A 19,683-nucleotide genomic window follows, 5' to 3' on the forward strand; every position below is an offset into this window, starting at 1 on the left:
TTGGCCGAGGCGCTGGTCGATGTGTGGGAGCGGCTTTACTTACGAAGGCAGGATGAGCACCTCTCGCAAGAGCCATCTTCAGTTCGCGCTTTTTGAATAAGACGGCATCAGTGACTTCGCTGGTCATTGCGCCAACTCAAACGGAAGAAACTACAGCGGTATTGCAAGCTGCGGTCAAGCGAGCTCACGGTGCGAGCCGGTGATAACCGAACAATGGCAGCGTTGCCGAAGAGTTTGTTCGAAAGCGAATTATTCGGCGACGAGAAAAGCATTTATCAGCGAAGCGGCAAGCCTTTTCACGCTAAACCTCGCGCTTGCTCAGTGCGTGTAGGCGATCGGCTGTCGACGACGGATACGGTAGACCGATCGCGGTCCGGACGCCGAGGCTTTCGAAAAGGCATCGCACAAGAATCTCGTCCCCGAACGGCTGTCCGGTACCATGGCCTTCATGTTCGAGACCCGCTATCCCTTGAGCGCGACCGTGTACGCTTCGCAGCTCGAACTGCTTGACGGCGCGTATCCCGACTACTGGGACGGTCTCACACGCAAGTTCGCGCGGTCGTAGAGAAAAACGCGCGTCGGCAACCGAAAGCGGGCAAGCTCTCCGCTTGAAACGATGCGCCGTGACGGCGCCGACGATATTGAGATCTTTCTGATGTTTGGCCCGCCTCGGCGGAAAGCGACGCCAACTTGCCGTGTCATGGCGGCTTCGAACTGGATGTGCGAGTTGCGAAGCCGTTTACCCTGGTGGCTCGGCGCGGATGGCCACAAAAAGCCTGGCCATGACCGGTGGTTCAAGCTGAGCCCATTCGGCAAAACGAGTGAACTCACTCCTTGAGTAGCGCCTCGTAGGCTTGCGCGAAGCCGTTGAAGGACAGCGGTACGGCGACGACTTGTCCGCCAGCTTCAGCGAAGGACAGCTTGCCGACGCCACTCGCAGCGCGGAGTTTTTTTAGAGTGTCTTCCTTGAGATCGAATTCGGCAAAGCAGCCCCCCGGCACGCAGCGCGCAAACGGCGCCGTCAGGCCTGGATCGCTATCAGTGGTCTGGATCCGGACGGCCGTGGCAAACGACGCGTTCACCGGAAGCTGGACGATGAGCTTGATTGGATGATCTTTCGCCGGATGCCCGACCGCGATACGCGAGAATGGTACGTTCTTGCCCTGCAATTGAGTGAGCTGCGCCATTTCGCACATTTTCTCGGGGGGAGTGCCAGCGTGGGTCAGGCACTGCACGACCCAATCGGCATAGGTGGCCGTCGTGCTCTGCGGTACGTTGCCTTGCGCCGGTGCCTGCTGAGCTTGAGACACGTTTGGTAGCAGGGCAGGCCGCAGCACCGGGCGTTCGAACGGTTGCTGCGCGCCGGCGCCGCCGGCAAGTGTCAAGAGCATGATGCCGGCAAGCGCCGGCCTTCGCAACTTCCGCATTGCAGTGTCGAGCTCCATGCAACCCCGATAGGAAACAGGGGAAGATGTCAAATGTGCATACCGCTTCTGACCGAACCGATGGCAATCCCTACACGACATCGCGTAGGAGCGCAGCCAAGAACCGCGCGCCCCAATATGCGATAGCGGCTGCGATGACAATCCGCGCCTACCGGACCGCAAACGGGCGGCTGGGGTTCACAAGCCAGCCCCCGAAAGATAACGTGTGCGGAATCGCGGACGGGCCTGGCAGGGGTGCATCTGGGCAATGAACAATATGGCTGGGCAGCCACAAACGGCATTCATGTCGTTTGGCGAGGCACTGCAATATGCCGACCGATGCCGCAACGAAGGACGGCTGATGGAAGCCGAGGCGGTGTGCCGTCAGATCCTTCAAGCGCAGCCGGACGCGCCGGAAGCCGAGCACCTCCTCGGCGTCATCGCGCACCAAAATGGCAAGCTCGCAGAAGCCATCCAGCATGTCGAGCGCGCGACCAGGCTCGTACCGCAGATTGCGCTGTTTCATGCCAATCTCGGCGAGATGCTTCGCCTTGCCGGGCGGCCAAAGCTCGCCGTTGTTGAGGCGCGGCGTGCGCTTGCCATCGAGCCCAATATGCCGGCGGCGCTGAGTAATCTCGGCGTCGCGCTCTACGAGCTGAAAGACTACGAAGAGGCCGCGCGTGCTCAACGCAAGGCAATCGCGGCCGCGCCGAATTTTGCCGCGGCCCACGGCAATCTCGGCAATGCGCTCCACGCGTTACGGAAATTCGACGACGCGATCGCCGCCTATCGCCTCGCCCTTGAGCTGTCGCCAGACTTTGCCGATGGTTGGGCCAATTACGGCACGACCCTGCATCACAGTGGCAGCTTTGATGAAGGTATCGCCGCGCTCCGGCGCGCGGTCGCGCTGGCGCCGCATCACGCCAATGCCCATTCCGGCCTCGGCATTCTCCTGCTCATGCGCGGTGAATTCGGCGAGGGCCTTGACGAATATGAATGGCGGCTGCGCTCGACCGAACGCAAGGGTCCGCGCTTTCCGGAAATTCCTTGGACGGGCGGCAGTCTCGCCGGCAAACACATCTATGTTCAAGCTGAACAGGGATTCGGTGATACCCTGCAATTCGTACGGTACATCCCGCCACTTGCGCAGCGCGCGGGCCACGTCACATTGCGTGTGCATCAGCAGCTCGTAAGGTTGCTCCGCGAGAGCCTGCCGGGCATCACCGTATGCGGCGATCGCGTCGATCCTGCTCCGTACCAATGCGATGCCGTGCTGTTGAGTCTGCCCCGGCTGTTCAGGACCCGACTTGAGTCCATTCCATCCGACGTTCCCTATCTCCGCCCACCCGCCGATACCGCGCAGCGCTGGGGAAAGCACCTCTCCAGGTTGCAAGGTCTCAAAGTTGGGCTGGTGTGGGCCGGCAATCCCGAGCACGTCAACGACACTCGCCGCTCGCTTGATCTAAATGTCTTGGCGCCCCTTCTCGCAGTCGTGGGAGCTTCATTCGTAAGCCTGCAGTTTGGGCCGCGCACGACCGATCTGAAAAGGCTCAAGGGTACGCCTGCTATTGAAGATCTCGGCGCACAATTTGTCGATTTCGCCGATACCGCTGGCGCGGTCGACGCGCTCGACCTCGTCATCACGGTCGACACCTCGGTTGCACATCTCGCCGGCGCGCTCGGCAAACCGGTTTGGGTGTTGCTGCCCTGGGTGACCGATTGGCGCTGGATGCTCAACCGCGAGGATAATCCCTGGTACCCGACCATGCGCCTGTTCCGGCAAAAGCGCGGTGATGAGTGGACCGAAATCGTGTCGCACGTCGCCGGGGAGCTTGCGGCTGTCGTGCAAGGCGACCGCGCGCGGCTCACGCCGTTCAAGGCCGAAGGCGAACGGCGTGCCGCACATGCCGCGGCGATCATGGCGGCGGAGGCCGCACAGGTTGAGGCGCCCATTGCTACGCCCGTGCAGGCAATTCCGCCGGGCCATGCCCTCATTGCCGCCGAACAGAAGCGCCGCAACGGATTTCTGGCCGATGCACATGAGTTGACGCGGCGCGCGATCGAAGCCGAGTCCGACAATGCCGAAGCGGCACACATGCTCGGCATCATCGCGCATCAGTCCGGCAAATTGTCCGATGCCATTGCGCATGTGCAGCAGGCGATCGCGATCGATCCCGATGTGGCGCTCTACCACGCCAATCTCGGTGAGATGCTCCGGCTTGCCGGCCGCGTCGACGAAGGCATCGCGGCGAGCTGCCGTGCCATCGCGCTCGATCCGAGCAGTGCGGCCGCCCACAACAATCTCGGTATCGCACTGTTCGATCAGGGCAAGTTCGAGGAGGCGCTCTCGTCTTACGAGCGCGCCATCGCGTTGCAGGACCATTTTGCGCAGGCGCACAGCAATCGTGGCAACGCTCTGCAGCGATTGAAGCGTTTTGCCGAGGCTGAGCCCTCCTATCGCCGCGCCATCGAATTGCAGCGGGGCTTTACCGACGGCTGGAACAATCTCGGCACTTGCCTGCGTGAGCTCAAGCGCGCCGAAGAAGCAGAGACCGCTTACCGCGAGGCGCTCGCGCTTGCCCCCAACAATCCCGATACGCTCGATAATCTGGCGTTGGCCGTGAAGGATCTCGATCGACTCGATGAAGCCGCCGATCTGCTGCGTCGCGCGTTCGTCATCGAGCCGAACAGCGAGAAGATTCATCGGCACTATGGCACTGTGCTACTCGACCAGAAGAAAGTCGATGAGGCGGCAGCGGTCGCCGACCACGCGCTCGTGCTCAATGCGGACAATCACGACATAGCCAATCTGATGGGACGGGTCGCGTTCGAGCGCGGCGACCTCGATGGCGCGCTCGCCTCTTATCGCCGCGCGCTGGCGCTCAAGCCGGATCTGGCGGATGCCTATAACAACATGGGTAACGTGCTGAAGGAACTGGGACAGCTGGGCGAGGCGGAGCATGCTTATCTCGAAGCGTTGCGGCTCGATCCGACGGTCGCGGGTGTCTATGTCAATCTCGCCGATTCCAAGAAGTTCCGCGCTGGCGACCCGCATCTCGCCGCCATGGAAGCAATTGCGGCGAAGAGCGAGGGCCTATCCAAGACGGACCGCATGCAGATCGACTTCGCGCTCGGCAAGGCCTATGCCGATCTCCAGGACTATCCACGCTCGTTCCAGCATTTGTGCGCCGGCAATGCGGCCAAGCGCGCGACCATTTCCTATGACGAGAAGGCGGCTTTCGCGCTGTTCGACGACATCGAGCGGGTGTTCTCTCTGGACATGATCAAAGCGAAGACCGGTGGCGGTGATCCTTCACAGTCGCCGATCTTTGTTGTTGGCATGCCGCGCTCGGGTACGACCTTGATCGAACAGATCCTCGCCAGCCATCCGATGGTGCACGGTGCCGGCGAGCTGCAGGCCTTCAATGACGTCGTTCTTACCGTTCGCGGGATGGACGGCCGTACGATCCCATATCCGCACTTCGTCGACGCGCTCGACAGCACAGCGCTGCGGCAGATCGGAAGCGACTATGTCGCGCAACTCAGCGGGCTTGCTGCGCAGGCGGCAGGCACGACCGAGCGGCGCGTCACCGACAAGATGCCGTCGAACTATTATTTCCTTGGGCTCATTCATCTCGCGCTACCGCGCGCCAAGATCATTCACACCACACGCGATCCGGTGGACACCTGCGTGTCATGCTTTTCCAAGCTGTTTTCCGCCGAGCAAAACCACACCTATGATCTCGGCGAGCTCGGCCGCTATTACCGGCGCTACGAGCGGTTGATGGCGCATTGGCGCAGCGTCCTGCCGGCCGCAAGCTTCCTCGACGTCCGCTATGAAGACGTAGTGGCTGATCTGGATAGCCAGGCTCAGCGCATCATCGCCTATTGCGGCTTACCCTGGGACAACCGCTGCCTTTCGTTTCACAGAACCGAGCGGCCGGTCCGCACGGCCAGTGCGACGCAGGTCCGCAAACCCATCTATCGAAGCGCAGTCGGTCGTTGGCGGGTCTATGAAAACCAGCTTAAGCCTCTTTTGACTGCATTGAGTGGCCGCGCTTAAAATCGTCTTTGGCGGTTGGGAGGCCTGTTTGCAACGGGCGATGGAGCGCGATGCGGGCAAGCCGCGCGCGGTCAGGATCTGCATGAACCGGTCGTTTGTCTTAGCTGCGGAAATCATCACCGATGTTGCTCGAGCGCTCGCGCCGCTTCGGCTCACTACATCACGAATATAGTCGTCCACAATCTTTGCGATAGCGTTCGCCGTCGTTCGCGCGATCGTCAGCTTAAACGGCCATTAACTATAAACTCCTAGACACGATGAGGAGTTCAGCATTCACGCGCGATCTCTCCAGTGTAGATTGAAGTTCAACCTGGAATTGAAGTTCGAGACTGCGCTGCTCCTCATGGCTGCATACACAGATTCAACTCAAGGACAGTGTCTCGGTGCAGGATATGCACCAATTATTGCGACGCTTTGTCCGGCATTAGGGCCCGGTGAAAAGCGCGTTCAACGAGGTGGTCAACGCCAACGGATAGGTGCGCTGCTGGCATCGAGCTCGCTGGCAGCGCTTTTGATTGGCGGTGGGGCGGCTCCGGCTTTCGCCGCCTGCGTCACTCAGAACGGCGGCACGTCCTCCGCGGTGAGCAATTCGAGCGCGATCAACTGCATCGAAGTCTTCAACGGTGCCACCGTCACCGGCAGTATCATCAATACCAGCACCGGCGTCATCACCGCGAACGGTGGCTCGCCGCCGACGCGGACCGGCATTACCATCAACACTGCCTCGATCGGCGGCGCCATCGTCAACGCCGGCTCGATCATCGCGTCCGAGAGCGGCATCGTTGCCGTGAATGGCGCCATATCCGGCGGCGTCAGCAATACCGGCACGATCTCGGCACACAATTATGGCGTTTACGTCAATGTTTCGACCTTCGCGGGCGGGATCGGCAATACCGGCACGATCTCGGTGGGCTTTACCGCCATCGCCGTCAACAATGTTTCGGCCTTCTCGGGCGGCATCACCAACAGCAGTTCCGGCACGCTCGCGGTGGGCTGGACCGGAATTAATATCAACAACGTTTCGACGTTCTCCGGCAATATCAGCAATGCCGGCGTGATCTCGGCGGGTACCGCCTACGGCATTTTTGTCAACGGCATCTCGACCTTCGCAGGCGGCATCAGCAATACCGGCACGATCACTGCCCGCCTGGCCGACATCTATGTCGAGAATGTTGGGATCTTGAGCGGCGGCATCAGTAACGCCGGCACGATCTCGGCGGGCGCCGGCATCGATGTCCAGTTGGTTTCGAGTTTCGCAGGTGGAATCGGCAACACCGGCACGATTACGGCGCACACCTACGGCATCTACGTCAACAATGTCTCGACATTCACGGGCAGCATCAGCAATGCCGGCACGATCGCGTCGAGCAGGTATGCCATCGTCGTTTCCGGCGCTTCGACCTTCGCGGGCGACATCAGCAATACCGGCACGATCTCGGCACGCACCCACGGCATTTACGTCACCGGCGTTTCGAGCTTCGCGGGGGGCATCAGCAATGCCGGCGTGCTCTCGGCGAACCAGAACGGCATCAACGTCACCAATACCGGCATGTTCGGCTCGTCGAGCGCAGTCGGCGGCGTCACCAATACCGGCACGATCTCGGGCGGCAACGATGCCATCTTCCTTTCCACCATCTCGGCTTTCTCGGGCGGGATCAGCAATGTCGGCACGATCTCGGCGGGCTTTACCGGCGTCTACGTCCAAGATGTTTCGACATTTGCGGGCGGCATCAACAGCTCCGGCACGATCTCGGCCACCAACAACGACGGCATTGCCATTTCTACCGTCTCGGTTTTCTCAGGCGGCATCAGCAGCGCTGGTGCGATCTCGGCGGATAAGTATGGCATCGTCATTTCCGGCGTCTCGACCTTCGCCGGTGGTATCAACAATGCCGGCACGATCTCGGCACGCACCATCGATGGCATTTACGTCAACAATGTTTCGAGCTTCGCGGGCGGCGTCGCCAATACCGGCACGATCTCGGTGGGGCGCACCGCGATCGTCGTCGGCAATGTTTCGGCTTTCTCAGGCGGCATCACCAACGGCAATTCCGGCACGCTCGCGGCGGGCTGGACCGGAATCAACGTCAACAACGTTTCGACGTTCTCAGGCAATATCAGCAATGCCGGCGCGATAACGGGCAGTACCGCTTACGGCATTCTCCTCAACGGCATCTCGACCTTCGCGGGCGCCGTCGCCAATACCGGCACGATCACCGCTCGGCTCTCCGGCATTTATGTCGAACATGTCGGTAGCTTCGCCGGCGGCATCAGCAACGCCGGCACGATTTCCGGGATGGCGAGCGGTATCAACATCGTCGGCCTCGGCACGTTCGCCGGCGGCATCAGGAATAGCGGGACGATCGCTGCGAACGGCAGCGGCATCTCGTTGGACAGCTCGACCTTTTCGGGGGGCATCACGAACAGCGGCACGATTTCTGCGGGCGATACCGGCATCAACGCCTATCGCGGCATCACCTTCGCCGGCGGCATAGCCAATAGCGGCACGATTTCCGCGCAGGGCAGCGGCATCGTCGTCCGCAGCTCGACGTTCTCGGGCGGCATAAGCAACAGCGGCATGATTTCCGCGGGCAGCTCCGGCACCCGCGTTAACGACGTCAATTCATTCGGCGGCGGCATCGCCAACAGCGGCACGATTTCCGCGGGTCATTTCGGCATCGACATCCTCGGCGTCGGAACGTTCGCCGGCGGCATCAGCAATAGTGGGACGATCTCGTCGCTGCGCAACGGCATATTCCTCATCAGCAACTCGACATTCTCCGGCGGCATCGCCAATTCCGGAACGATTGCGGCGCAGCTGACCGGTATGTTCGTTACCGGCTCGACCTTTTTGGGCGGCATCACGAACAGCGGCATGATTTCCGCAGGCAATGCCGGCCTCAACGTCAATAACGTCAGCGTGTTCGCCGGTGGCATCGTCAACAGCGCGAGCGGGACGATCACGGCCGCGACCGCCATCAGCATCGGCAGCGGTGTCACTTTCGCTGCGGACAGCACGATCGTGAACTCGGGCACGATCACAGGCTCGGCGGCGGCGATCGACGTCCATCTGGCGACGAGCCCCGTGACGATCGATCAGGCCGGTGGCACGATCAATGGTGCAATCAAGCTCTCGGCCAATGCGGACGTGCTGAACATCTCAGGCGGCACTGTCACAGGCAACATCGTCGGCCAGGGCGCCGCGAACACGATCAATTTCAATCTCGGCAGCGGCAGCTTCATATATGGCAGCGCCTATGGGTTCACTGGCATCAACCAGGTCAACGTTAATTCCGGCACTGTGGTGCTCAACGGAGCGAGCAGCGCCACATCCATCGCCGTCAACAACGGCGGGGTGCTCGCCGGCGTCGGCACGCTGAGCTCAGCGAACGTCAATATCGGCGGCACGCTCGCGCCCGGCACACCCGGTGTAGCCGGCACCATCATGAACATCAACGGCAATTTGGCTTTCCAGTCCGGCGCGATCTATCTCGTCACCATCGCTGGAGCGAGCGTCTCGCGCGTCGACGTGACCGGCGCAGTCTCGCTCAACGGCACGTTGGATGTCGTCGTCCAGCCCGGCAACTTCAAAGGTAACACGCATTATGACATTCTCGATCCGACCAGCATCAGCGGTCGATTCAGCAGCGTTAACGTCCTCAACTTGCCGTCGAGCTACTCTGCCGTCGTCACTTACGACACGACCGACGTCTATCTGGATCTAAGGGCCAGTCTCGGCGCCGGCGATCGGCTGAACGTCAACCAGCAGAATGCCGCCAATGCCATCAATGGCTACTTCAATGCCGGCGGCTCGCTGCCGGCAGGCTTCTCCGCGCTGTTTACGACCCCGAACCCAGGCAACGCGCTGTCGCAGCTCTCCGGCGAGCCGGCCACGGATGCGAGCAAGGGGGCCGGTCAGTTCATGAACGATTTCCTCGTCCTGATGCTGGATCCGACCCGGGGCGGGGAAGGCCGGGCCAATGGTGACGGCGCGGCAGGCTTTGCGCCGGAGCAGGATTCGAGCCTGCCGCGCGATGTCGCGTTCGCTTACGCCAAGGCGTTGCGGACGCCACGTCCGCGGGACCAGATGCCGTCAAGCTTCGATCAGCGTTGGAGCGCCTGGGGCTCGGCGTTCGGCGGTACGAGCGTCACCGACGGCAATGCCACGCTCGGCTCCAACAATGTCATGGCCCGCGACTATGGCTTGGCCGCCGGCATCGACTATCGCGCTACGCCGAACGTCACTTACGGCTTCGGCCTGACCGGCGGCGGTACCAATTGGAATCTGGCGCAAGCGCTCGGCGGTGGGAGGAGCGATGCAGTCGGCGCCGCTATCTATTCCAAGACGCATTGGGGACCGCTCTATCTCTCCGGCGCGCTCGCCTTCGCCAATCACTGGTTCACCACCGACCGCGCCGCGCTTGCTGATCCGCTACATGCAAAGTTCACCGGGCAGAGCTATGGGGGGCGGTTCGAAACCGGCTACCGTTATTCGGTGCCGATCAAAGATACGCAGAACACCGGGGCCATCGTCGGCGTGATGCCCTATGCCGCCTTCCAGGCCCAGGATCTCCGGACGCCGGGCTACAGCGAGACCGATATAACCGGCGGCGGCTTCGGCCTCTCCTACAATGCAATGAGCGCGACCGACATCAGAAGCGAGTTTGGTGCCCGGTTCGATAATCTGCAAGTCGTCAACGGCATGCCGCTGGGATTGAGCGGCCGCTTTGCCTGGGCGCATGACTGGGCAAGGGATCCGTCGCTCGGCGCCGTCTTCCAGGCATTGTCCGGAGCAAACTTCACCGTGAACGGCGCCGCTGCGCCGAAGAATTCAGCGCTTACCACGGCCGCGGCTGAACTTCACATCAACGCCGACTGGACCGCCATGGCAAGATTCGAGGGTGTGTTCGGCATGGGCTCGCAGACTTACGGCGGCGCTGGCACGCTGAAATACTCTTGGTGAACATGTGAAAAAGAGCATTGAGCGGTGTGTTTCGCCTGCATTTGGAAAATCCCAGCTTGGCATGTCTGGATCGTTCGTGCCGAGAGATTCAGTCATCCAGCTTGCGCGGCGATAGCTACTTATTGAGCGGGCGGAAATCGATCACTGGAACGATTCTCCGCCTGCAACCGGTTTGGCCGCGTCGCCGAATAGAGGGAGGTCTGGTAGGCAATAGCGTGGCTGCGCCGCACGGGAACCCTTGACTCGGACCATCGTTTGCCCATCCAGCGGTTGGCTCGGAGGTCCTCGTGGCACCTGTCATAAAGGGAGAAAACAACGTCTCAGCCCGAGCATTTTGACGTCCTGATCCTTGGGAGCGGCTGTCCCTGCCGTGGGAACGGATTGCTATCCCGAGAGGGACTAAGCGAATTCCAATCGCGCAGCGGACTTCAACCTTCAGAATGTTCGTCGGTGATCGGTCGCGCACAAACCGCGGCCTTTGGCGCCGGCCCGGATCAGGCTTTCGCGTGCATTCCGAAATTCGCTGATGACCTTGCGGCTCAGCGTCGCTGGTGATCGGCACGTCAAGGCCGAACAGTTCGACGAGCGCGCGGGGACGGACGCTCAATGCTCCGCTCGGTGCTGCGGGCAAACTGGTGGACTCCCGGAGTCACCACCGCCCGGCGTTGGCTCCGCCATCGACGTGCAAGACTTCTCCGGTCACGAAGGCCGCATCATCGAGATAGAGGACCGCGTCGACGACCTCCTGAATTTCCCCGATGCGGCCCATGGGGTGCAGGGTGGCAAGAAAAGCATGCGCATCGGTCGCATGCATCGGCGTTCGGATCGCGCCCGGGGCCACCGCATTCACGCGGATACCCTTGTCGGCATATTCGATGGCGAGCGATCGTGTCACGGCGTTGAGCCCGCCCTTGGTGATCGCCGTCAGAGCCGCCGGCACGCCCTTCACCGGCTGCTCAGCCAGGAGGCTGGAGGTGATGTTGACGATATGTCCGCTGCCCTGGCGGAGCATTTCGGCGATCGCCATCTGCGAGACATGAAAGAAGCCTCCGAGATTGACTCGGACGAGATTCGAGAAATCGCTCTCCGTGTACTCGGTAAAGGGCTTGGGCAGGAACGCGCCGGCGTTGTTGATCACCGTGTCGATGCGCCCGAAACGCTCCATTGCAGTTGTGATGACGCGCCCAGCGATCTCGGCCTGCGAAATGTCGCCTGCGACCTCGACCAGATTCGGCTGGCCTGCGGGTGTGATGGTCCGCGAGCAGGCGACAACGCGATAGCTCCTGGCAAGGAATTGCCGGACTATTCCGGCGCCGATGCCCTGCGATGCGCCCGTTACGACGGCGACTTTCTTCGACGACCTCATTTTGCCTCCCGGTTTGAAGCCAAGCAAACGGAGGTCCTCATCTGATGGTGCCTTGCGGTGGCCGTATTGGTGATTTCGGACAGCCAGTTCAACTAGCTGCGATCGCCCGTTTCGTCGATCGCGCGCTGGATGATGAGGTTGGCTTCGTCCATGCCGTCAGTCGGCGCATTTGATTGACGCGCTGCTACGCGCTTCGTGGCTCGCTCACGCCGCAGCGGCCTATTTGAAGGGGCGGCCCGCCGATTCACCGCTCGTATCGCCGCTTTACGCTGATCTCGCGGGCCTGTCTCCGATCCTTGTTCAATCGGCCTCCGAGGAAATCTTGCGCGCAGATTCCGAGCGTCTCGTCCAAGCACTCAGCGTGGCGAGAGTCCCGGTCTCGCATCGCGAGTTTCCGCATATGTGGCACGACTTCCAGCTTTACGCAGGGATGGTCCCGGAGGCGACGCTGGCGCTGGAGGAGATGGCCCGATTCATAACGGAGCATCTGACGGTGAAGATGCGTGATCACGCGGCGCACGATGTCGCAGGCGCTCCTCAGGCTGGCGCGGTGCAAAGTGGGAGATAACTATCAGCTCGATCTGAAGACAACGCACGTCGCCTGCCAACCACGACGCACAAGGTCGGCAAGTTCGCGAGAGCGGCGACGGGCCAAAGTTGCCGTTCTTGGCATGTCGTGCAAAGCACCGGCACGGAGACCGACGGTTACGACAGCAATGCTGTTGTCCAGGCCTGTAATGCGCCGGAAATTCTGTGCTGCCAGTATGTCCTCCGTTCGTGCTGAAGAAGCCATGTGGCGCGGTGCTGTCGGCTCCCGTTGTTTGTCGCCGCCGACCAGCATCCGAGAGATGATGGTCGGAGCTATGGCGCAGTACAAACCCAAGTGCGCGTAACAGACTGGAGGAGTTGATGCAAAGGATAGTTACGACCGTCGCCTGCCTCGTTCTTGTGGCGTTGCCCCACGCTGTGCTTCGTGCACAGACTCAGCAGGGCATCACGGCGAAGAACGAGAAGAGCGCTGAGCAGGCGGACGGCGCGCTGAACGCCGCCTACCAACGCTTGCTGGAGAAAATCTCTCCGGCCGGACAGTCGGCCCTTCGCGAAGCGCAATCGACTTGGCTGCACTTCCGGGATCAGGAATGCGAGTTCGAAGCACTCGGATCGACCGGCGGCTCCGTCCACCCGCTGGCGATCCTGATCTGCAAGGAGCGCATCACGCGGATGCGAACTGCGGAGCTGGTCGTTCAAATCAATTGCTCGGAAGGCGACTTGACCTGCGGACACCAGTGAGCGGACGGCTCCGCATGACCGGTGACGAGGGCCGGCGCCGCACAATCCGTCACCAATGTGGGCGCCGAAGGAGCACCAGCTGGATTGTCGCTTCTAGCGCAGTCTTGAGTTCGACGTGTAAGTTGCAAAGATGCAGGCAGGAGGACCCAAACGTCAAATCCGCTGCATTAGACCCAACCGCCATCGACAATGTAGTTCTGGTTAGTACAGGCGCCGCTGTCGTCGGCGGCGAAGAACAGCACGACGCGGGCGATGTCGTCCGGCACGAGTTTGCGCTTGATGCATTGACGCTGCATGATCTCGGCCTCGCCCTCCGGAGTCAGCCACAGATCCTGCTGCCGCTGGGTCATGATCCAACCGGGCAGGATGGAATTGACTCGCACGTTGTTCGGCCCAAGATCGCGGGCGAGCGCACGCGTGAGGCCCTGAATCGCGGACTTGGCCGTGGTGTAGCAGGGCATGTTGCCCTGGCCGATCACCCAGCTCACCGAGCCGATGTTGACGATGGCGCCGCCGCCCGCCTGGATCATATCGGGCGCGACCGCCTGGGCGCCAAAGAACTGATGTTTCAGATTCACGGCGATCCGGTCATCCCAGTATTCCGGCGTGACCTCCGCGATGGTGTGTCGGTCGTCGCGAGCGGCGTTATTGACCAGAATGGTGATCGGCCCCAACGTCTCGCGGACGCCGCCGACTGCGCGTCTCAAGGCGCCGATGTCGCGCAGGTCGGCGTGCTCGAAGTGCACGCGGGCATCTCGCGGCAGGCTCGCCAGCAGCTGTTCTGAAGCCTTCACATCGACGTCGATGAAGCCGACCCGCGCGCCCTGGCCGATGAATTGGCGTACAATGGCTTCGCCGATGCCGGAGCCGCCGCCGGTCACCAGCACGGTGCGGTCCTTGAGGCTTGGATAGATCGCGCCCTGCATGCGTGTCCTCTCGATTCGGCACCTGATGGGCGCCGGTTGCGTCGCCGCGACAAGGCCGCAGCTGCGGTGTTCACTCGGTCGTTTCCATGTGGTTTCGGTCCACGACCCGCAGCGTCCGCCGCACCATGCCGTCGACAATTGCCGTCGATTCGCAGGGGCGCAGATAAATCGCCGTGGACTTGAGCAGCCACGGCAACACCGCCTGCTCGAGCCGCTCCTCATAGGCGTGGCGCATCATGTCAAATGCCTGCAGACCGGGGCCCGCGAGGATGACATGATTCGGGCGCAGCACCGATATCGTTGCGGCGACTGCCTCCGCGAGCGCGTGGCCCGCCTGCTGGAATAACTGCTCGAAACGAGGATCGCCGCCCAGCGCGCGCTGGCGCAGCAGAGCCATCTGCGCCTCGGACGGCTGCTGCGACACCGCCGGCGGCAAGTCTACAAAAGTGCGAGCGTCGCGGTAGAGCGCATAGTCTGCGAGATAGGCCTCGACGCAGCCGCGTTGGCCGCAGCGGCATTGCGGACCGTTTGGCGCCAGCTTGACGTGGCCGATCTCGCTGCCGGCACCCCAGCGCGCTTCACCGTCGACGACGACGCCCATTCCGACGCCGTGGCCAACCATGATCGTGGCCGAGAGCCCCTGTGCGAGGGCCGGCTCGGCGGCTGCGAGGGCCAGCGCAACTGCGACCGCGTCGTTCGTCATCACGACCTCGACCCCGAATGCCTCGCGCAATGGCTTCGCCAGATCGACGTCGGTGACCGACAGCGCGGGACTCCACAGCAGCCGGCCGGTGTCCGCGTTCACGATGCCCTGCAGCGCAATCCCGATTCCCAACAGCCGATCGCGCGGCGTGGCTGTCTGGACCAGCATCGCATCGATCTGCGCGGCCACCAGCTGGCATAATCCGCCCGCATCGAGAGCGCGCGTCGCCAGCGTCAACCGCGATTGCGCCACGCCTGAGCCACTGAAATCGGCGATCAGTGTCTCGATCAGGTTCATGCGCAGTGAGACCGTGATGATGCGGCCGAACTCCGGGTTCATGGTCAGCAGCACCGCTGGACGGCCACGGCGGCGGCCATTCAGCCCGTCCGAATCCTCCTCGTCGGCATCGTCGGACCACGGGGGCGCCGTCCCCGTATCGGTCTCGGCCTCGCACAGCAGGTCTTCGGCCATGAGTCGGGAGGTGATGGCCGAAATAGCCGGGAAACTCAGCCCGGTGCTTCGTGCGAGCTCCACACGCGGCAATGGCCCCTGACGTCGCAGGACTTCGACGAGGCGGCCGCGATTCGATCCGCGGGCCAGGCTTGAAGCACGTCTCGTCGACTCGGGCTGCTCATCCATGCAAGTCCTTTTAATTCGCCCACTGAAGTTAATCAATGTGTGCAACGCACGCGCGGCCGAAGAGGGCACCTGCGGGCAGCCTCATGGTACCCGGCGCGCTATTCGAACTTGAAGACAGAAGAAACAACATCCTTGACTGGACATATTGTCGCGCCTAATTTGTTCGCGGCGTGAAGAAAATAAGGGCGCAAGAAGCGCCATGCGTCAAACCCCTGATTTGGGGGACAAAAAGGGAGACGTGCACATGAAGGGCTCAATGACGAAATTGCTCGTGCCGCTGCTCGCGGGTGCGGCCGCGCTCGTGATGGCCACAGGCGTGGCAGAGGCGCAGCAGAAGAAGACCATCGCGCTGGTGACCAATGTCGCGGCCGACTTCTGGACGATCGCAGGCCGTGGGCTCGAGAAGGCGCAGAAGGAGCACCCGGACTACAATATCGAGCTGATCGTGACCAACGAAGGGACCGCGGCAGGCCAGCGGCGCGAGTTGGATGACCTCCTGGTGCGCGGCGTTGCCGGCATCTCCATCTCTGTCGACGATGCGCCGCACGCAACCGAAGAGCTCAACAAGGTTGCGGCCAAGACCGTGTTGATCACGACGGATAGCGACGCGCCTCAGAGCAATCGCCTTGCCTATATCGGCACCGACAACGTCGCGGCCGGCCGGCAGGCGGGCGAGGAGATCAAGAAGGCGCTGCCGAACGGCGGCAAGATCGCGCTGTTCGTCGGAACGATGGATGCCGATAACGCCCGCGAGCGGGTGCAGGGTATCAAGGACGCGATCGCCGGCAGCAAGGTCGAGCTGGTCGACGTGTACACCGACCAGGTGGACTTCGCCAAGGCCAAGGCGAATATGGAGAACGTGCTCGTCAAATATCCCGACATCGCGCTGATGTCCGGTCTGTGGAGCTACGAGACGCCGCTGATCTATGACGCCGTGAAGGCGGCGGGCAAGGCCGGCAAGGTGAAGATCGTCGGCTTCGACGAGGACCAGCGCACGCTGCGGGGCGTTTCCGACGGCACCATCGAATCCACGGTCGTGCAGCAGCCGTACGAGTTCGGCTATCTCTCCGCCACCAACATCATCAAGACGCTGAACGGCGACAAGTCCTGGGTCCCGGCGGACAAGAAGCTGATCGTGCCGACCAAGGTGATCGACAAGTCCAATGTCGCGGAGTTCACCGCATCCATGAAGGAACTGCTGAAGAAGTGACTTCGGTGAGCTTCACCGCCCGGCTGCCACAGGCGGCCGGGCGTTGTGCGGGAGGAAACGCCGAATGGCGGAGACGCTGCTGGAACTTGCCGGGATCAGCAAGACCTATCCCGGTGTCAGGGCACTCGATGATGTCAACCTGCGCGTATATCGCGGTGAGGTGCTGGGCCTGATCGGGGAGAACGGCGCCGGAAAATCGACGCTGATGCGCGTGCTGGCCGGCGTGATCGCGCCGAGCGAGGGCGTGATTCGCATCGGCGGCGACGATCACGCCCGGATGACAGTGAGCGAGGCGACGCGGGCCGGCATCGCCTTCGTGCATCAGGAACTGAATCTGTTCGAGAATCTCGACGTGGCGGCCAACGTATTTATTGGGCGCGAGAAGCGGATGGGTGGTCCGCTGAAGCTGGTGGACAATGCGGAGATGCGCGCCCGCGTGACCCCGCTGCTGGAACGCCTCGGCGCCGACTTCACGCCAAACACGCTGGTCGAAAATCTGTCCATCGCGCAGCGCCAGATGGTGGAGATCGCCAAGGCGCTCTCGATCGATGCCCGCGTGATCATCATGGACGAGCCGACCTCCAGCCTGACGATTTCGGAGACTGAGCGGCTGCTGGAGGTGATTGCTGATCTGAAGGAGCATGGCATCTCGGTGATCTATATCTCGCATCGGCTGGGCGAGATCATGACCTGTGCCGACCGCGTCGTGGTGCTGCGCGACGGGCGCACGGTCGGAGAGCTGGCGCGGGCCGAGCTAAGCCACGCTGCCATGATCCGGCTGATGATCGGCCGCGATCTGAAGGCGCTGTATACGCCGCCGCAACGGCCACCGCAGCCGGGCGGCTGCGATATCATCGGCCTCGTGACATCAGCCTTTCCGGACCGGCAGATCAATCTGTCGGTGCGGCGCGGCGAGATCCTCGGCCTGGCAGGGCTCGTGGGCGCGGGCCGCACGTCGCTCGCCCGCGCGGCCTTCGGCATTGACCCGCTGCTGGGGGGCGAGATCAGGATCGACAACGCGCCGGTCGGTGTCGCATCGCCGCGGGACGCGATCCGGCAAGGGATCTATCTGGTTCCGGAGGACCGCAAGAAAGCCGGGCTGGTGCTGGAATTGCCGATCCGGGAGAACGTGACGCTCGCGAGCCTGCTGAACTATGCGCAGATGTGGCTGGTCAACAGCGCAGCCGAGCGCAAGGTCGCGAAAGAGCAGGTCAGGAGGCTGTCCATCAAGGCGCCGAGCATCGATATGGAAGCCGTGACGCTCTCCGGCGGCAACCAGCAAAAGGTCGTGCTCGGTAAATGGCTTTCCATGCAGCCGCGCGTGATGTTCTTCGACGAGCCGACCCGCGGCATCGACGTCGGCGCCAAGAGCGAGATCTATCTCTTGATGCGCCATCTCGCCGACCAGGGCGTCGCGATCGTGATGATCTCCTCGGACATGGAGGAGGTCATCGGCGTGTCCGACCGCGTGGCAGTGATGCATGAAGGGACTGTCAGCGGCGTGCTGGAGCGCGAGCAGTTCAGTGAATACAACGTGTTGCGGCTGGCGATCGGCCAGGCGCCGGCAACCATGGAAGCCGCTGCGCCATGATGAAGAAAGAACTCGGCCTGTTCCTGCTGCTGGCTTTGATCTCCGCGATCACAGGCGCGATCAATCCGGCATTCCTGTCGTTCGTGAACTTGCTGAACATGGCCAATCTGATCGGCTTGTTCGGTGTGTTCGCGCTCGGCGAGGGGCTCGTGATCATCACCGGAGGCATCGATCTTTCGCTGGGCTCGATGTTCGCGCTGCTCGGTGTCGTCTTCATCGACCTGCTGACGACCTATGAGATTTATTGGCCGCTGGCGCTGCTGCTGGTCCTGCTGGGCGGGCTGGCGCTGGGCGCGATCCAGGGCTTCCTGATCACCCGGCTGAAAATGCAGCCGTTCATCGTGACGCTGTGCGGCTTGCTGATCTATCGCGGAGCCGCCCGCTACTATACGAGCGATTCGACACGTGGCTTCGGCTATGGCGACGAGGCCAAGACACTGAGCGACATCGCCTCCGGCAATATCGCGGGGATCCCGAACACCTTCATCTTCCTGATCATTCTTGCGCTGATCCTCGGTGTGCTGCTGCACCGCTCGGTCTACGGGCGCTGGCTCTATGCGGTAGGCAAGAACGAGGAAGCGGCGCGGTTCTCTGGAATCAGCACGAATGCCGTGATCGCGACGGCCTATATCATCAGCGGCGGGCTCGCCGGAGTTTCGACCGTGTTGTTCGTGTTCTACACGAACTCGGTTTCTCCGAGTTCGTTCGGCAATTTCTACGAGCTCTATGCGATTGCGGCTGCCGTTCTTGGTGGATGCAGCCTGCGCGGCGGCGAGGGCTCCATTCTCGGGATCGTGCTGGGCACGGCGCTGCTCCAGGTGCTGCAGAATCTCGTGAATATTCTGGGCATTCCGAATTCCCTGAACTTCGCGGTGATGGGAACGGTGATCCTGCTCGGCGTCCTCGCAGACCAGCAGTTGCAGGCGCGCCGGCGGCGCAAGATGGCGATGGCCGGTGTGGCACGTCCGGCGCCGAAACCAACGCTCATGCAGGGAACGCAGCACATGTCGGCGGGTGGTGCGACTGCGTTGCCGACCAGGACGGGCGATCAGGCGTGAGAGCTTAAATCAGATCGGGCGCGCCAAATTGGGTCGCGGCCACTTGAGTGAGGGGGAATGGGGAATAATGGGGGGAGTTCGACGATCTTTGCCAAGAGCGAAGGCGTCGCCGCGATAGCGGTTTCTTCCTCGAAAGATCCAACCTGCAGTTGACACAGGGCCGCTGTTTGGGGCGGCGGCCGAAATCGGTGTGTGCTGGGGAAGGGAGCGCGTCCAGGTTTGATGGCTTTGGGCCGGGATGTGCGAGAAGAATAAACAAGGCCTTGGGGAAGTTGTAAGGGCAAAAAAATGTTGCACGGGTCTATGACGACCGCACGTCTGTGCGGGGTGGGGGTTGTTTTATCGTGTCTGCTGAGCGGCGGGGCATATGCGGCCGATCTGCCGACGAAAGCGCCGCCTGTTCCTTATGTGTCGGCCGATGATTTCTGGACGCGGCCTTATCTGTTTGGT

The 19,683-nt window shown here is 62.0% G+C and carries 11 protein-coding genes and 2 pseudogenes; 9 read left to right on the plus strand and 4 right to left on the minus strand.

Annotated elements, in window-relative coordinates; all coding sequences use genetic code 11:
• Positions 1-370 precede the first annotated feature (370 nt).
• Positions 371-565, plus strand: a pseudogene (locus BRAS3843_RS39330) (homogentisate 1,2-dioxygenase domain-containing protein); the annotation flags it as partial.
• 262 nt (positions 566-827) lie between these two features.
• On the opposite strand, the gene BRAS3843_RS03510 reads toward BRAS3843_RS39330, so the two are convergent.
• On the minus strand, positions 828-1,385 hold the full coding sequence (locus BRAS3843_RS03510; RefSeq protein WP_210161387.1) for an invasion associated locus B family protein: 558 nt from the start codon (positions 1,383-1,385) through the stop codon (positions 828-830).
• Positions 1,386-1,692: 307 nt separating this feature from the next.
• Between BRAS3843_RS03510 and BRAS3843_RS38740 the strand changes: the two genes are divergently transcribed.
• Together BRAS3843_RS38740 and BRAS3843_RS38745 are read left to right on the plus strand one after the other, a co-directional pair.
• The gene (locus BRAS3843_RS38740; protein WP_050886342.1) at positions 1,693-5,487 is read left to right on the plus strand and encodes a tetratricopeptide repeat protein; all 3,795 of its coding nucleotides are present in this window, start codon (positions 1,693-1,695) and stop codon (positions 5,485-5,487) included.
• Positions 5,488-6,067: 580 nt separating this feature from the next.
• The gene (locus BRAS3843_RS38745) at positions 6,068-10,450 is read left to right on the plus strand and encodes an autotransporter domain-containing protein (protein ID WP_175361076.1); all 4,383 of its coding nucleotides are present in this window, start codon (positions 6,068-6,070) and stop codon (positions 10,448-10,450) included.
• 649 nt (positions 10,451-11,099) lie between these two features.
• On the opposite strand, the gene BRAS3843_RS03525 is transcribed toward BRAS3843_RS38745, so the two are convergent.
• The gene (locus BRAS3843_RS03525) at positions 11,100-11,816 is read right to left on the minus strand and encodes an SDR family NAD(P)-dependent oxidoreductase (RefSeq protein ID WP_008967345.1); all 717 of its coding nucleotides are present in this window, start codon (positions 11,814-11,816) and stop codon (positions 11,100-11,102) included.
• Between the two features lie 169 nt (positions 11,817-11,985).
• On the opposite strand from BRAS3843_RS03525, the gene BRAS3843_RS03530 reads away from it, so the two are divergent.
• The gene (locus BRAS3843_RS03530; protein WP_008967346.1) at positions 11,986-12,384 is read left to right on the plus strand and encodes an alpha/beta hydrolase fold domain-containing protein; all 399 of its coding nucleotides are present in this window, start codon (positions 11,986-11,988) and stop codon (positions 12,382-12,384) included.
• 341 nt (positions 12,385-12,725) lie between these two features.
• Positions 12,726-13,106 (plus strand): lysozyme inhibitor LprI family protein, encoded by a 381-nt coding sequence (locus BRAS3843_RS03535; RefSeq protein WP_008967347.1) that lies wholly within the window; start codon positions 12,726-12,728, stop codon positions 13,104-13,106.
• 167 nt (positions 13,107-13,273) lie between these two features.
• Here the strand turns inward: BRAS3843_RS03535 and BRAS3843_RS03540 are convergent, their stop codons facing one another.
• Both BRAS3843_RS03540 and BRAS3843_RS03545 read right to left on the minus strand, forming a co-directional pair.
• The gene (locus BRAS3843_RS03540) at positions 13,274-14,032 is read right to left on the minus strand and encodes an SDR family oxidoreductase (RefSeq protein ID WP_008967348.1); all 759 of its coding nucleotides are present in this window, start codon (positions 14,030-14,032) and stop codon (positions 13,274-13,276) included.
• Positions 14,033-14,102: 70 nt separating this feature from the next.
• The gene (locus BRAS3843_RS03545) at positions 14,103-15,374 is read right to left on the minus strand and encodes an ROK family protein (protein ID WP_008967349.1); all 1,272 of its coding nucleotides are present in this window, start codon (positions 15,372-15,374) and stop codon (positions 14,103-14,105) included.
• A 244-nt stretch (positions 15,375-15,618) separates the two neighbouring features.
• Here BRAS3843_RS03545 and BRAS3843_RS03550 point away from each other — a divergent pair, with 244 nt between their 5' ends.
• The 4 genes and pseudogenes from BRAS3843_RS03550 to BRAS3843_RS41985 form a co-directional block, all read left to right on the plus strand.
• A complete protein-coding gene (locus tag BRAS3843_RS03550) occupies positions 15,619-16,584 on the plus strand; it encodes a sugar-binding protein (protein WP_008967350.1) in 966 nt (321 codons plus the stop codon).
• A gap of 64 nt (positions 16,585-16,648) precedes the next feature.
• Positions 16,649-18,175, plus strand: a complete 1,527-nt coding sequence (locus BRAS3843_RS03555) for a sugar ABC transporter ATP-binding protein (RefSeq protein WP_008967351.1) — start codon at positions 16,649-16,651, stop codon at positions 18,173-18,175.
• The gene (locus BRAS3843_RS03560; RefSeq protein ID WP_008967352.1) at positions 18,172-19,233 is read left to right on the plus strand and encodes an ABC transporter permease; all 1,062 of its coding nucleotides are present in this window, start codon (positions 18,172-18,174) and stop codon (positions 19,231-19,233) included. The genes BRAS3843_RS03555 and BRAS3843_RS03560 overlap by 4 nt, the downstream gene beginning before the upstream one ends.
• 303 nt (positions 19,234-19,536) lie before the next feature.
• Positions 19,537-19,683 (plus strand): annotated as a pseudogene (locus BRAS3843_RS41985) (carbohydrate porin); the annotation flags it as partial.

Source organism: Bradyrhizobium sp. STM 3843 (genome assembly GCF_000239815.1).
GTDB lineage: Bacteria > Pseudomonadota > Alphaproteobacteria > Rhizobiales > Xanthobacteraceae > Bradyrhizobium.